General features: G+C 72.0%; 12 protein-coding genes. 2 read left to right on the top strand and 10 right to left on the bottom strand.

The features are described from left to right. Window positions 1-148: 148 nt before the first annotated feature. The 3 genes from AB0G50_RS27820 to AB0G50_RS27810 form a co-directional block, all read right to left on the bottom strand. A complete protein-coding gene (locus tag AB0G50_RS27820) occupies window positions 149-625 on the bottom strand; it encodes a MarR family winged helix-turn-helix transcriptional regulator (RefSeq protein ID WP_360113876.1) in 477 nt (158 codons plus the stop codon). Between the two features lie 171 nt (window positions 626-796). Continuing rightward, window positions 797-1,681, bottom strand: coding sequence for an aminoglycoside phosphotransferase family protein (locus AB0G50_RS27815; protein WP_360113873.1), 885 nt, complete (start codon window positions 1,679-1,681; stop codon window positions 797-799). 74 nt (window positions 1,682-1,755) lie between these two features. After that, a complete protein-coding gene (locus AB0G50_RS27810; RefSeq protein ID WP_360113870.1) occupies window positions 1,756-2,454 on the bottom strand; it encodes a class I SAM-dependent methyltransferase in 699 nt (232 codons plus the stop codon). A gap of 245 nt (window positions 2,455-2,699) precedes the next feature. Here AB0G50_RS27810 and AB0G50_RS27805 point away from each other — a divergent pair, with 245 nt between their 5' ends. Continuing rightward, a complete protein-coding gene (locus AB0G50_RS27805) occupies window positions 2,700-3,212 on the top strand; it encodes a lytic polysaccharide monooxygenase auxiliary activity family 9 protein (RefSeq protein ID WP_360113867.1) in 513 nt (170 codons plus the stop codon). Between the two features lie 46 nt (window positions 3,213-3,258). On the opposite strand, the gene AB0G50_RS27800 is transcribed toward AB0G50_RS27805, so the two are convergent. After that, window positions 3,259-3,987 (bottom strand): 3-oxoacyl-ACP reductase family protein, encoded by a 729-nt coding sequence (locus AB0G50_RS27800; protein WP_360113864.1) that lies wholly within the window; start codon window positions 3,985-3,987, stop codon window positions 3,259-3,261. A 485-nt stretch (window positions 3,988-4,472) separates the two neighbouring features. After that, on the bottom strand, window positions 4,473-4,652 hold the full coding sequence (locus AB0G50_RS27795; protein ID WP_360113861.1) for a CsbD family protein: 180 nt from the start codon (window positions 4,650-4,652) through the stop codon (window positions 4,473-4,475). 292 nt (window positions 4,653-4,944) lie between these two features. Between AB0G50_RS27795 and AB0G50_RS27790 the strand changes: the two genes are divergently transcribed. Further along, window positions 4,945-5,433 carry an ANTAR domain-containing protein gene (locus AB0G50_RS27790; RefSeq protein WP_360113858.1) on the top strand — a complete coding sequence of 163 codons (489 nt, stop codon included), beginning with the start codon at window positions 4,945-4,947 and terminating at the stop codon, window positions 5,431-5,433. On the opposite strand, the gene treZ is transcribed toward AB0G50_RS27790, so the two are convergent. From treZ to malQ, 5 genes are all read right to left on the bottom strand, one after another. Continuing rightward, window positions 5,382-7,118, bottom strand: coding sequence for a malto-oligosyltrehalose trehalohydrolase (treZ, locus tag AB0G50_RS27785; RefSeq protein WP_360113855.1), 1,737 nt, complete (start codon window positions 7,116-7,118; stop codon window positions 5,382-5,384). The genes AB0G50_RS27790 and treZ overlap by 52 nt on opposite strands. Further along, on the bottom strand, window positions 7,115-9,274 hold the full coding sequence (treY, locus tag AB0G50_RS27780) for a malto-oligosyltrehalose synthase (protein ID WP_360113853.1): 2,160 nt from the start codon (window positions 9,272-9,274) through the stop codon (window positions 7,115-7,117). The genes treZ and treY overlap by 4 nt, the downstream gene beginning before the upstream one ends. Beyond that, complete coding sequence (glgX, locus tag AB0G50_RS27775; protein ID WP_360113850.1) at window positions 9,271-11,394, bottom strand: glycogen debranching protein GlgX; 2,124 nt, start codon at window positions 11,392-11,394, stop codon at window positions 9,271-9,273. The genes treY and glgX overlap by 4 nt, the downstream gene beginning before the upstream one ends. A gap of 44 nt (window positions 11,395-11,438) precedes the next feature. Next, window positions 11,439-11,777 (bottom strand): hypothetical protein, encoded by a 339-nt coding sequence (locus AB0G50_RS27770; RefSeq protein ID WP_360113847.1) that lies wholly within the window; start codon window positions 11,775-11,777, stop codon window positions 11,439-11,441. 88 nt (window positions 11,778-11,865) lie between these two features. Next, the gene (gene malQ / locus AB0G50_RS27765; protein ID WP_360113844.1) at window positions 11,866-13,791 is read right to left on the bottom strand and encodes a 4-alpha-glucanotransferase; all 1,926 of its coding nucleotides are present in this window, start codon (window positions 13,789-13,791) and stop codon (window positions 11,866-11,868) included. Window positions 13,792-13,842 lie beyond the last annotated feature (51 nt).

Here is a 13,842-nt window from a genome sequence, read left to right as displayed (position 1 = left end):
GCGACCCCGAAACCCTTGTGCAGCAGGGAGTAGCCGCCGATCGGCAGCACCAGGTCGAGCAGCAGGGGCAGCGCGGTGCGCGCCCGGCGGCGCGCCGACGTGCCGCCGGGTAACGACCCGCGGTCGGTCGCGCCCGTTCGGTGTGGACTCATGGGTTGCCCTTCTTCTGCCGGCGCCGTCCGCCCGGGCTCGCCTCGCGGGCCTTCACCTCGGCGACGGACTCCTCGAACTTCGTCAGCAGCTCCCCGAACCGGTGGACGTCCTCGACGTCCCACGACTCCAGGAAGTCCGCGAACCGGTCGAGGCCGAGCGCGGTCAACCGGCGCACCTCGTCCCAGCCCGCGTCGGTCAGCGAGATCAGGCACGGGCGCCGGTCGTCGGGATCGGGGTCGACCCGGACGTGACCCGCGTCCTCCGGCACGCGGGTGGACCGGGCGATCGACGATTGGTGCAGCCCGAGGTCGGCGGCGATCTCCGACGGCCGCACCCGCCCCTTCGTGCCCGCCTCGCGCAGGATCGCGATCCGGGTCGGGTCGACGTCACGGGCCTGTGCCCGCCGCATCGCCTCGGCGATCCGGGTGAGCGGGTAGACGATCCGCTCCAGGTCCTCGCTGCTCGGCCTCATGAGGGCCGTAGAACTATTTGCGCGACGCAAGCAAGTGAATTGCCCGTGTGCGGCGGCGTCGAGGTTCGGTGACGGCAGGTCCGGTGACGGCAGGTCTTGGACGGGCTGTCCCGCGTGCGTCGGGGCGGCAGGTTTCCGGTGCGCCGTCCCGGTCCGGCGGGATGGCGCGCGTCAGGCCAGCAGGGACGCCACGGTGTCCACGACCGCGGTGACGTGCGCGGGTTCGCGGAGGCGGCGCGACCACAGGGCCGACTCGGCCGCCCTGGCCTGCGTCCAGCGGCGGACTCGGTCGCGGTCGGTCTCTGCGGCGTCCGCGAACTCGGCGATCCGGCGGTCGACGGCCCGGCCCGGGTGGGGTTCGGCCGCGATCGCGGGCCAGTCGCCGCGCAGCAGCGGGAGCAGTTCGAAGGCCGGGTCGCCCACCAGGCCGGTCGGGTCGACGGCCAGCAGTTCGCCGCGCCCGGTCATGACGTTGCCGAGGTGCAGATCGCCGTGCACCAGGGTGGCGGGCTGGTCGGCGGCCAACTCCCGCGCGTTGGCCACCGCGGCGTCGACCACCCTCGCCGGCAACGGCGACCCCAGCCGCGCCGCGTGCGGCGGCACGTCCTCCGCCCACCCGAGTGCCTTGTCCGCCAACGAGGACACGCCGGGCGGCGCGGGCACGGCCAGCCGGCGGGCCAACCGGCCGATCGCGGTGAACGGCGCCGGCTCCGGCTCCGCCAAGGGCCGCAGGCGTTCCAGCAGCAGGGCGAACCGGCGGTCGTCGCGCTCCAGCAGGCGCACCGCGCCGACGCCGTTCCACGCCGCCAACGCGATCGGCTCGGCGGCGTTGGCGGACAAGGGGAATCCGAGCTTCACCACGACCCGCGCCCCGTCCGCGCGCACGGCCGGGACGACCACGCCGACGAAACCGTGCAGCACCGGCCCGGTCGCGCGGCACGACCACCGCTCCAGGAACTCCTCGGCCAGCGCGGGCAGCGCGTCGACCCACTGCCTGCCGGCCTCGCCCTCCCGGCTGATCGTGGCCTCCGCGAACCTCGGCGGAACGGTCAACACGCGACACCCCCAGCACCCACCACCGGACACGACGAGGTCCATTGTGCGTGCCGACCGGACACCGGGGTCGGGCGCTACTCGCGCAGCGCGCGGATGTACAGGAACACCGTCTTGGTGTTGAGGATCTCCAGCACGGCGGCGTCGCCCTCGGCGTCGGGCGCGGGCTTCGGCTCGTCCACGACGTCGATCGCGAACCCGGCCCGCCGCAGCGGGCCGAAGATCGCCGACAGCGGCCGCCGGAACATCTCGTAGGTCACCTCCTCCCCGTCCCACGTCCCGGTTTCGCCGACCAGTTCGGTGCGGTGGTAGTCCGTGCCGTCGGACAGCCACCAACCGGTGTAGGGGTGGTGGATCGAGAACACCAGCGCGCCGCCGGGCACCAGGCAGCGGTGGAGTTCGGAGAGGACGAGCGACCAGTCCGCCAGGTAGTGCAGGACGAGCGAGGCCACCACCACGTCGACGCTCCCGGTCGGCACCAGGTCGAGTGGCTGCTCCAGGTCGGCCACCTCGACCCGGGCGCGGTCGCCCAGCCTCCGGCGGGCCAGCTCCACCATGCGCGGCTCCCGGTCGACGGCCAGCACGTCGGCGCCGCGCTCGGCGAGCTGCGCGGTGAGCACACCGCCGGCGCAGCCCAGTTCCAGCACGCGCCGACCTCGCACGTCACCGGCCAGGCGCAGGATCGCGGGGCGGTCGTAGACGACGTTCGGGAGGCTTTGCTCCGAGGTGACCACGTACCGCTCGGCGTGGTCGTGGAAGATCCTTTGTTCGGACACCCACCCCAGTCTAGCCGGCCGCGACGGGTGGACGCCCGGCCCGAACCGGGCGCCGACGACCGCACCGCGTCGGATAGGAGACGGAAAAGTTCCGGCAAACCGCCCGCGAAGGTTGTCACCAGGCAATCACACAGAGTATGGTCTAGACCTGCCGCCGCGATGGGTGAACGTCTTGCCCGAGCCGTGTGCTGCTCGGGAAAAGCGTTCGCCGGCAAGCGATTCCGCCCACCCGAGAGGAAGCACAGATGCTCCGTCGAAGGATCGCCGCAGCCGCGGCAGGCGTGCTCGCCGCACCGCTGGTCATGGCCGTCCTGCCCACCGGGCAGGCGTCCGCGCACGGGTACGTCTCGTCGCCCCCGAGTCGCCAGGCCCAGTGCGCCAAGGGTCAGGTCTCCTGCGGCTCCATCAAGTACGAACCGCAGAGCGTCGAGGGCCCGAAGGGGCTGCGCAGCTGTAGCGGCGGCAACTCCGGTTTCGCCGACCTGAACGACGACAACAAGGGCTGGAAGGTCACGAACGTCAGCCGCACCACGACGTTCAACTGGGTCTTCACCGCCCGGCACGCGACCGCGAGCTACGAGTACTACATCGGTGGCACGCGCGTCGGGTACTTCGCGGGCAACGGCCAGCAGCCGGGCTCGACGATCTCGCACACGGTGAACCTCAACGCCAGCGGCCGGCAGAAGGTCCTGGCGATCTGGAACATCAGCGACACGTCCAACGCCTTCTACGCCTGCATCGACGTCAACATCAGCTGACGCGACGGCGCGGGGTCGTCCCACCCGGGACGGCCCCGCGCCGGCCTCACGCGGTGAAACCGCCGTCCACCAGCAACTCCGCGCCGGTGACGTAGTCGCCTTCGGACACCAGGAAGACGACGGCGGCGGCCACCTCGGACGGTCGCGCGTAGCGGCCGAGCGCGGTGAACGACTTGATGTGCCTCGCGTTCGGACCGTCGTCGTCGGGACTCAGGTCGGTGTCGGTCGGACCGGGGCTCACCAGGTTCACCGTGACGCCGCGCGGTCCGAGCTCCCGGCCGAGCGCCTTCGTCATGCCCAGCAACGCCGCCTTGCTCGCCGAGTACAGCGAGAACCCGGGGAACGCGGCCCGGGACGCCACGTTGCTGCCGATCGTCACCACCCGGCCGCCGTCGAGCAGCCACGGCAGCGCCGCGCGCACCGCCACGAACGGCGCGCGCACGTTCACCGCGAACAACCGGTCGAAGTCCGCGGCCGTCAACTCCTCCACCGGGCCGATCCTGAACTCGCCCGCGTTGTTGACCAGCACGTCGATCCCGCCGAACTCGGCCGCCACCTTCGCGACCGCCGTCTCCACCGCCTCGACGTCACCGCTGTCCGCCCGCACGGCCAGCACCTCCCGGCCGAGCCCCCGGATCCGCGCCACCACCTCGTCCGCGTTGGTCACGTAGGTCAACCCGATGTCCGCGCCGCGCTCGGCCAACGCCACCGCGACGGCCGCGCCGATACCCCTGCTGCCGCCCGTGACCAGCGCGACCTTGCCCTCGATTCCCATGCCGGCAACCCTGCTGGACCGGTCGGCGCAAGTCCGGCGGCTATCGGACGCGACGATCTCCGCCACCGAATGTGCCCTGCGTCACAAACTTTGACGCAACCCCGTGACCAGCGCGAACACCGATCCCCCCGGCGGGATTTCCGTTGCGACCACCCCGTCGGCCGGCCTAATTTCGAGGTACACGAGAGAGGAGGTGGTCCGCAGTTGAATAGCTACAGGACTCGACGTGAGGTGGCTGTCCGCTAGGACCGGACCTTTCCAGGTGTGGTCTGGGCGAATCCCAGGCAGCCACCCGGCCCCCGAAACCCCGAGCCGTGTCCAGCTCGGCCCGCGATCAGCGGGAAGCGGTTCGGGGGCCGCTCCATTTCCCCGGTAGAACGGTCTCCCCGGCACGACGGCCCGGCACGGCGCGGACACACCTCGACGCCGCCGGGTCACGCCTGGAGTGGCGCGACGTCGACGGCGTCGTGTGGGTGCTACGAGATTCAGCTGTGGGGCTTGAAGGCGTCCTTCACCTTCTCGGCCGCCTGCTTGAGCGAGCCCTTGGTCTGCTCGGCCCGCCCCTCGGCCTGCCACTGCTCGTTGCCGGTGGCGTCACCGACCGCTTCCTTCGCGCGGCCCTTCAGCTCCTCGGCCTTGTTCTCCACCTTGTCATCGGCGCCCATGGCAGATCCTTTCCGTTGACGGCAGGTCTGTTCGGGGGATACCCGTGCATCCCGGCGGGAAACACCGGGCCGGAACGCCACGCCCGAAAGCCGTCCGGTTTCGACTCGTCGGCCCTCCTCTACTACGGTGATCGTCTACGCGGTTGAAAAGCCAGCCGCAAGCCACCCGGCGCCCGACAGGGCACCAGGGTCAGCGAGAGCTGAGGGCTTGCCGGATGCTGGTCCCGCGCGTCCTCGTCTCTCGCACTGCTGGCCTGGCGGACCGGTAACGACGTGCGAAGGGAGCCCGACCGTGGTCGGGGATGACGGCCTGGACGATTCGCTGACCGCGCGTATCGCCAGCCTTGAGGCCGAGGTGATGGGACTGCGCAACGCCGTGCAGACCCGCACCGTGATCGGTCAGGCGACGGGCCTGATCGCGGCCGTGCAGGGGTGTTCACCGCAGGAGGGTTTCCAACTGCTGGTGCGCATGTCGCAGCACCACAACGTGAAGCTGCACACGATCGCCGTCAAGGTGATCGACCTGTCGGCTGAACTGGGACCGCGCCAGGCTGTGCGCGCGGTCCACTTCTCCACCGAGCCCAACGGAAACCCGACCGCGCCCGACTGGCCCGGGGTGGACGTCGTCCACGCCGCGCGCCTGCTGGTCGCGGCCTACGACGCCGCGCAGGAGACGGTGGGCACGACCGAAGAACGAAGACGCCTGGCGGACCAGGTGACCCTCGCGGGTCAACTGCTCGCCGAGCGCCTGACCGAGGTCGGCTGGCTGACCGACAGCTGAACGACCGCGAACGACTCGGCGGGCAGGCGGACCGCCTGACCGACGATCACGACACCACCAGACGCGAGCAGCGCCTCGTCGGGTTCAGCAGAGAGCCCGACCTCCGCGTCACCACCGAGATTCGCGAGCACCACCAGTCCGCCCCGGTGCGCCACCAGCACGTCACCGTCCAGGCGGACCTCGTAGGCGTCGACCCGAGGGTCGGCGAGTTCCGGCCGCGACCGGCGCAGCGCGATCAGCGCCCGGTAGGTCTCCAGCACCGCGCGGTGCGCGGGCTCCTCCAGCTCGGCCCACCGCAGCGTCGACCGGCGCGCGGTCTCCGGGTCCATCGGGTCCGGCACGTCCTGCTCGTCCCACCCGTGCCGGCCGAACTCCCGCCGCCGCCCCGTCCGCACCGCCTCGGCCAACTCCGGGTCCGGGAAGGACGCGAAGAACTGCCACGGCGTGCCCGCGGCCCACTCCTCGCCCATGAACAGCATCGGCGTGTACGGCGACGTCAGCACGATCGCCGCGCCCACCAGTTGCCGAGCGGGCGAGATCGTGGCCGACAACCGGTCGCCGGTGGCGCGGTTGCCGATCTGGTCGTGGTTCTGGAGATAGGCCAGGAACCGGTACCCGGGCAGCCGCCGGGTGTCGACCGGACGGCCGTGCCGGCGGCCGCGGAACGACGACCAGGTGCCCGCGTGGAAGAACACCTCGCGCAACGTCCGCGGCAGCGCGCCGACGAAGTCCGGGTAGTAGCCCGAGGTCTCCCCCGTCAGCGCCACGTGCAGCGCGTGGTGCAGGTCGTCGTCCCACTGCGCGTGCAACGCGTACCCGCCGGCCTCGCGCGCGGTCACCAGCCTCGCGTCGTTCAGGTCGGACTCGGCGATCAGCGTCAACGGCCTGCCGACGCCGGCCGACAGCGCGTCGACCTCCACCGCCAGTTGCTCCAGCACGTGCGTCGCGCCCCGGTCCACCAGCGCGTGCACGGCGTCCAGCCGCAGTCCGTCCACGTGGAAGTCCCGCAACCACGACAGCGCGTTGTCCACGACGTACCGGCGCACCTCGTCGGAGTCCGGACCGTCCAGGTTGAGCCCGGGACCCCAGTCGTTGCGGCCCGCGAAGTACGGCCCGAACCGGTCGAGGTACGCGCCCGAGGGGCCGAGGTGGTTGTAGACCACGTCCAGCAGCACGGCCAACCCGCGCGCGTGCGCCGCGTCCACGAACCGCTTGAACCCGTCCGGACCGCCGTACGGCTCGTGCACCGCGCCCCACAGCACCCCGTCGTAACCCCAGCCGGCGGTGCCGTCGAACGCGTTCACCGGCAGCACCTCGACGTGCGTGACGCCGAGCGCCACCAGGTGGTCCAGCCGCCCGATCGCGCCGTCGAACGTGCCCTCCGGGGTGAACGTGCCGATGTGCAACTCGTAGAGCACCGCGCCGGGCAGCGCGCGCCCGGTCCAGCCGGCGTCGGTCCAGCCGAACGCCGCGTGGTCGTACACCCGGGACGGCCCGTGCACCCCGTCCGGCTGCCACCGCGAGCGCGGGTCGGGCAGCGCGTCGCCGTCGAGCACGAACGCGTAGTCCGTGCCGACGACGTCCGCGTGCCACCAGCCGTCGGCGCCGGCGGTCATCTCGTGGTCCACGCCGTCGACCCGCACCAGCACGCCGTCGCGCGCGGGCGCCCACACCGAGAAGCTCACCGTTCTCCTCGCACCAGCAGGGCCACCGGGTAGGTGTCCAGCAACGAAGCCAGGTCCGCCGCCGCGGGCCGCCGGGTCAGCGCGTCGGTCCACTCGCCGGGCGGCAGCGGCAGCACGGTGTCCCGCCAGCCGCCCTCCTCCGCCAGACCCACCGGCAGCCGCGTCGCCACGGCCACCAGACCGGACCGCTCGAACGCCACCACGTGCCCCGCGGCCGGACCGGACGCGGGCAGCGGCCGGTAACCCCGGAACAGCTCGGGCCGCTCCCGGCGCAGCCGCAACGCCGTGCGCACCACCAGCAGCTTGGCCGCGCCCGAGTCGTCCACCGGCGGCAGCCAGCCCTCGTCCAGCCGGGCCAGCAGCGACCGGCGCACCGCGTAGTCCACCGGCCGCCGGTTGTCCGGGTCGACCAACGACAGGTCCCACAGCTCGGTGCCCTGGTAGACGTCCGGCACGCCGGGCGCGGTCAGCTGCACCAGCTTCTGCCCCAGCGCGTTGGACCAGCCGTGCGCCACGACCCGGTCCACGAACGCGGCCACCTCGCCCGCGACCGGACCGTCGAGCACCTGCGCCGGCCACGCCGCGACGGCCGCCTCGAACTCCTCGTCGTGGTCGACCCAGGTGGTCCTGATCTTGGACTCCTTGGCCGCCTTGTCCAGGTACGCGGCCATCCGGTCGGCGGTGATCGGCCACGCGCCCACCAGCGACTGCCACGCCAGCAGGTTCAGCGCCGGCTCGTCGATCGGGTGCTCCGCGCTCCACCGGCGCACCGCGTCGGCGAACTCGCCGGGCACCTCGGAGAGCACCGCGAGCCGTGCCCGCACGTCCTCGGACCGCTTGGTGTCGTGCGTGGACAGCGCGGTCATCGCGACCGGCGACCCGGCCTCCCGCTCGGCCGCCCGGCGGTGGAACTCCTCGGCGCCCATCCCGAACCGGTCCGGCGCGCCGCCGACCTCGTTGAGCGCCACGAACCGGGTGTACCGGTAGAACGCGGTGTCCTCGGTGCCCTTCGCCACGACCATGCCGGAGGTCTGCTGGATCCGGGTCGCGAGCTCACCGCCCGGGTCGGCGCGCACCTGCTCGTCCAGCGCCCGCACCGCGGGGCCACCCGACGTCGCCGCGACCGCCGCCGCCCACGCGTCCTCGCCCTCGGGCAGGTACGACCGGTACACCGGGAACCGCACCATCACCTCGGCGACCGCGTCCCGCGCGGCGTCCGCGTCCGGGTGGTCCACCAGCGCCGCGATCCGCCGCACCTCGGCGCGCAGGATCGTCCGCGCCACCAGCTCGCGCGCCTCGTGCTCGACCGCCGCGAAGTCCGTCGGCACGCCGAACTCCTCGGCCAGCGCGGTGAACCCGGCTTCGCCCGCCGGGTCCACGAACAGCCCGCACACCTCGCGCAGCGCGTCGTACCCGGTGGTGCCGGCCACCGGCCAGCTCGCGGGCAGCCGCTCGTCCGGGCCGAGGATCTTCTCCACCACGACCCACGCGCCGGACCGCTCGGCGAGCCGCCGCGCGTACCCGCCGGGATCGGCCAGCCCGTCCGGGTGGTCCACCCGCAGGCCGGTGACCTCGCCCTCGCGCACCCACCGCAGCACCTCGTCGTGGGTGGCGTCGAACACCTCGGGGTCCTCGACGCGCACCGCGGCCAGCGTGGTGATGTCGAAGAACCGCCGGTAGTTCAGCTCCGCGTTGCCGCGCCGCCAGTCGATCAGCCGGTAGTGCCCGTGGTCCTGCTCGCCCGACGGGTCACCCGCGAACGGCAGCAGCAGCGCGCCCGCCGACCAGTCGATGTCGAAGTACTGGGCGTACCGCGACTCCTGACCGTGTTCGAGCACGTCGGTCCACCACCGGTTGGGCGTCACCGCGTCGACGGCCATGTGGTTGGGCACGATGTCCACCACGAAGCCGAGCCCGGCCTGCCGCACCGCCTTGGCCAGCGCGACCCGACCCGCCTCGCCGCCGAACTCCTCGCGCGCCTTCGCCGGGTCCACCACGTCGTACCCGTGCGTGGACCCCGGCACCGCCTCCAGCAGCGGCGACGCGTACAGCGCGCCGACGCCCAGCGCGTCCAGGTAGTCCACCAGCGCCTCGGCGTCGGCGAAGGTGAACGTGGGGGTGAACTGGATCCGGTAGGTCGAGGCCGGGGCGGTCACTCGACACCCGTCCGCTGGAGCACGACCAACGACCGCGCGCACAGCGTGATGGTGCCACCGGCCGCGATCGGCTCGCCCAGTTCGGGCGCCTTGACCTCGCCCGTCACGGTGTCGATGACGACCGTCCACTGCGGACCGTAGTCGGGTTCGGGCAGCGTGACCTCGATGTCCTCGTGGTGCGCGTTGAACGCCACCAGGAACGAGTCGTCCAGCACCCGCATGCCCCGCTGGTCCAGGTCCGGGATGCCCTCGCCGTTGAGGAACACGACCACGCAGCGCCCGAAGCCGTCGCCCCAGTTCTGCTCGGTCATCTCCTCGCCCGACGGGGTGAACCACGCGATGTCGCGCAGCTCGTCGCCCTTGCGGATCGGCTTGCCCTGGAAGAACCGCCGCCGGCGCAGCACCGGGTGCTTGGCCCGGAACGCGGTCAGCGCGCCGGTGAACGCCATCAGGTCGTGGTTCTTCTCCGCGAGCGACCAGTCCACCCAGGACAGCTCGGTGTCCTGGCAGTAGGCGTTGTTGTTGCCCTGCTGGGTGCGGCCGAGCTCGTCGCCGTGCAGCAGCATCGGCACGCCCTGCGAGAGCAGCAGCGTGGCCAGCAGGTTGCGCTGCTGACGGGCGCGCAGCGCGTTGACCTCGGGGTCGTCGGTCGGACCCTCGACACCGCAGTTCCACGACCGGTTGTCGTCCGCGCCGTCCCGGCCGTCCTCGCCGTTGGCCTGGTTGTGCTTGTCGTTGTAGGACACCAGGTCGTTGAGCGTGAACCCGTCGTGCGCGGTGACGAAGTTGACCGACGCGAACGGCCGCCGGCCGTCGTTCTGGTACAGGTCCGACGACCCGGTGATGCGCGAGGCGAACTCGCCCAGCGTCGCGGGCTCGCCGCGCCAGAAGTCGCGCACGGTGTCCCGGTACTTGCCGTTCCACTCGGTCCACAGCGGCGGGAAGTTGCCGACCTGGTAACCGCCGGGCCCGACGTCCCACGGCTCGGCGATCAGCTTCACCTGGCTCACCACCGGGTCCTGCTGCACCAGGTCGAAGAACGTGGACAGCCGGTCCACGTCGTAGAACTCGCGGGCCAGCGTCGCGGCCAGGTCGAACCGGAACCCGTCGACGCGCATCTCCGTCACCCAGTAGCGCAACGAGTCCATGATCAGCTGAAGGGTGTGCGGGCTGCGCACGTTCAGCGAGTTCCCGGTGCCCGTGTAGTCCATGTAGTGCTTGGCGTCGTCCTCGACCAGCCGGTAGTACGCCTGGTTGTCGATGCCCCGCATGGACAACGTCGGCCCGAGGTGGTTGCCCTCGGCGGTGTGGTTGTAGACCACGTCGAGGATCACCTCGATGTTCGCCTCGTGCAGGGCGCGGACCATGCCCTTGAACTCCTGCACCTGGTTGGCCTGCTCCGGCAACGCGGCGTAACCCTCGTGCGGCGCGAAGAACCCGACCGTGTTGTAACCCCAGTAGTTGCGCAGCCCCTTCTCCTGCAACCCGTGGTCGGTGACGAACTGGTGCACGGGCATCAGCTCGATAGCCGTCACGCCGAGCGCCTTGAAGTGGTCGATGACCGCCGGGTGCGCGAGGCCCGCGTAGGTGCCGCGCAGCTTGTCCGGCACCTCGGGGTGCAGCATCGTGAGCCCGCGCACGTGGGTCTCGTAGATCACCGACTCGTTGTACGGGGTGCGCGGCTGCCGGTCGTTGGCCCAGTCGAAGAACGGGCTGACCACCAGCGACAGCGGCACGTGCCCCGCCGAGTCCTGGTCGTTGCGGCCGTCGGGGTCGCCGAACGGGTAGCCGAACAGCGACTCGTCCCAGTCGACCTCGCCGGTGATCGCCTTGGCGTACGGGTCGATCAGCAACTTGTTCGGGTTGCAGCGGAAACCGTGCTCCGGCGCGTGCGGACCGTGCACGCGGTAGCCGTACTTCTGACCGGGTCCGATGCCGAGCAGGTACCCGTGGTGCACGAAACCGTCCACCTCGGGCAGCCGCACGCGCTTCTCGGTCCCGTCGTCGTCGAACAGGCACAGCTCGACGAACTCGGCGACCTCGGAGAACAGGGCGAAATTGGTGCCGACGCCGTCGTAGGTGGCGCCGAGCGGGTAGGGCGTTCCTGGCCAGGGCCGCACAGTGCTCCTTAGAAGCAGTCCTTGGTTTTCGACACCCTTTTAGTTCACGATCTCCGGGAGTGCGACCCGACGAGCCGGCCGCGCGAGGCGACCAGCAGCAGCCTCGCCTCCTGGAGTTCGCCGTACCTCAGGTGCTCGGCCGCCGCCTCGGCGCACGCCACGGCTTGGGCGAGCGCGTCGTCGGAGCCGGGATCGGTGCGGCGCAACGCGTCGAGGAGGGTGTCCTCGGCCGCGTGCAGACTCGCCGACGCGTCGGCGTCGGCCGGTCCGACGGTGGCGAGCGCCCGGTCGACGGCGATCGCCAGCGCGTCGGCGGGGTCGGTGCTCGCGGGTACGACCTGCTCGGGCACCATCTCGGCACGCGAGACCAGTTCGGTGTTCACGGGAGAATGCCACCTCCAACCATGGCGCGGGTGACTGTCAGACGATACTCCGCACGGCCGCGGCCCGCGGTGACGCCTGCTCCGCCGCTCATCGCCCACGACCCTCCGAGAACGCCTTCGCGATGTCCCTCACCCGGGTGGCGGTGAACAGCTCCTCCAGGGGCGCGGACAACGGGATCCGCCAGTTCGGGTACTGGTCCACGGTGCCCGGCAGGTTCGGCTGGCGGAGGTCGCCCAGCGCGTCCTGAGGGGACGTGAGCAGCAACAACGACGGAGCCCGCGCTAGCAGCGCGTGGAAAGCGGTGACGAGGTCATCGGCGGGGACACCCTCCTGCGCGATCAGTGCTTCGAGTTCACCGCGTTCGACGGCGGCGGCTTCGAGTTCCCGGTCGACGTCACCCTCAAACAAACCCAGGTCGGCTCGCACCCGAACGTGTTCACCCGACAGGAAACCGGCCACGGTCGGCAGGTCGTGCGTGGAGATGCTCGCCATGGCGAGCCGAGTCCACTCCTCCGGCCGCACCAGCGGGTGACCCGGCCGGTCGTACTCGCGCTGGAACCAGAGCACCGCCGAGCTGAGCATGCCGTGCTCGTGCAGCCCCTCGGTCACCTTCTTCTCGACCGTGCCGAGGTCCTCGCCCACCACCACCGCGCCCGCCCGGTGCGCCTCCAGCGTCAGCACGGCGAGCATCGCGTCCGCGTCGTAGTGGACGTACGTGCCGCGCGTCGCGGGCCGGCCCGGCGGGATCCACCACAACCGCCACAGCGCGGCGACGTGGTCGATGCGGATGCCGTCGGCGTGCTTGAGGACACCGCGCAGCACCGCCCGGAACGGCTCGTAGTCCTGGCTCGCCAACCGGTCCGGCCGCCACGGCGGCAGGTTCCAGTCCTGCCCCAGTTGGCTGAACGCGTCCGGCGGCGCGCCGACCCGGACGTCCGCGGCGAACGCGTCCCGCACCGCCCAGGTGTCCGCGCCACCGGGGTGCACCCCGACGGGCAGGTCGTGCACGATGCCGACGGTCAACCCGGCCTCCCGCGCCGAGATCCGCGCGTCCGCCAGCTGCCGCTCGCACAACTCCTGCAACCAGGCGTGGAACGCGACCCGGTCGGGGTCGGCGCTCGCGGTCGCCGGGTCGCGCTCGACCTCGGGCCAGGTCCGCCAGTCCGGACCGTGCACCTCGGCCAGCGCGCAGAACCGGGCGAACCCGAGCAGCTCGCCCTCGGGCCGCGGCCGGTCCTCGGTCACCGCCCACAGCAGTTCCAGCGCGGCTTTCTTCGCCGTCCACACCGCGTCGTAGTCGATCAGCTCGGTGTCGGCCGGCGGCGCGAGCGCGAGCACCCGGGCCCGGGTCGCGGCGTCCGCCGCGGTGAACGCCGGCACGTCGGTGATCCGCAGGTAGAGCGGGTTGGCGAAGCGCCTGCTCGACGGCGAGTACGGCGACCGCTCGACCGGGTGCGTCGGGCTGATCGCCTGCACCGGGTTCACCAGCAGCACCCCCGCGCCCAACTCGCCCGCGCTGCGCCGGGCGAGCGTGCCGAGGTCGCCGAAATCGCCCATCCCCCACGACTCGCGCGACCGCATCGCGTACAGCTGCACCATCCAGCCCCAGGCCCGCGGCACCGGCGGGATCGCGCGCGGCGCGACGATCACCAGCCGGCCGCGGTAGCCCGCGCCGCCGTCCGGTGCGCGCAGCCGGTGGTAGCCCAGCGGCAGGTGGGCGGGCAGCTCGACCTCGCCGCCGTGCTCCAGCAGGACGGTGCCCGCGAAGTCCGGCACCTCCCCCTCGCGCACCACCAGCGGCCGGGTGGGCACGGCCGGGTCGGCGAGCGCGCGGCGGACGGCCTCCGGGGTCGCGGCGTCCACGTCGAGTTCGGCGAGGATCGCGATCACCACGTCCGCGTCGACCTCGACACGCCGCCGGCCGGCGTCCTCGTAGTGGGTGGCCACTCCGTGCAGGGCGGCCAAAGCGGCTAGATCGTCGTCCACGTGGGACAGCTTCGTCTCAGTCGACATGCCGGACCAAGGGGAGCCCGCGGTGGTCACCCGAAGGTTGCAGGAGGTTCA

It is taken from the genome of Actinosynnema sp. NPDC020468 (genome assembly GCF_040642015.1).
In the GTDB taxonomy this organism is placed as follows: Bacteria; Actinomycetota; Actinomycetes; order Mycobacteriales; family Pseudonocardiaceae; genus Actinosynnema.
Note: the sequence above shows the minus strand (reverse complement) of the source record. Positions and strands in the feature narration are given on the sequence as shown.

Excerpts from the sequence above, each read along its gene's own strand:
- AB0G50_RS27795 (WP_360113861.1), bottom strand. The coding sequence starts at position 4,652 with ATGGGCGCCGATGACAAGGTGGAGAACAAGGCCGAGGAGCTGAAGGGC.
- AB0G50_RS27820 (WP_360113876.1), bottom strand. The coding sequence starts at position 625 with ATGAGGCCGAGCAGCGAGGACCTGGAGCGGATCGTCTACCCGCTCACC.
- AB0G50_RS27805 (WP_360113867.1), top strand. The coding sequence starts at position 2,700 with ATGCTCCGTCGAAGGATCGCCGCAGCCGCGGCAGGCGTGCTCGCCGCA.
- AB0G50_RS27800 (WP_360113864.1), bottom strand. The coding sequence starts at position 3,987 with ATGGGAATCGAGGGCAAGGTCGCGCTGGTCACGGGCGGCAGCAGGGGT.
- malQ (WP_360113844.1), bottom strand. The coding sequence starts at position 13,791 with ATGTCGACTGAGACGAAGCTGTCCCACGTGGACGACGATCTAGCCGCT.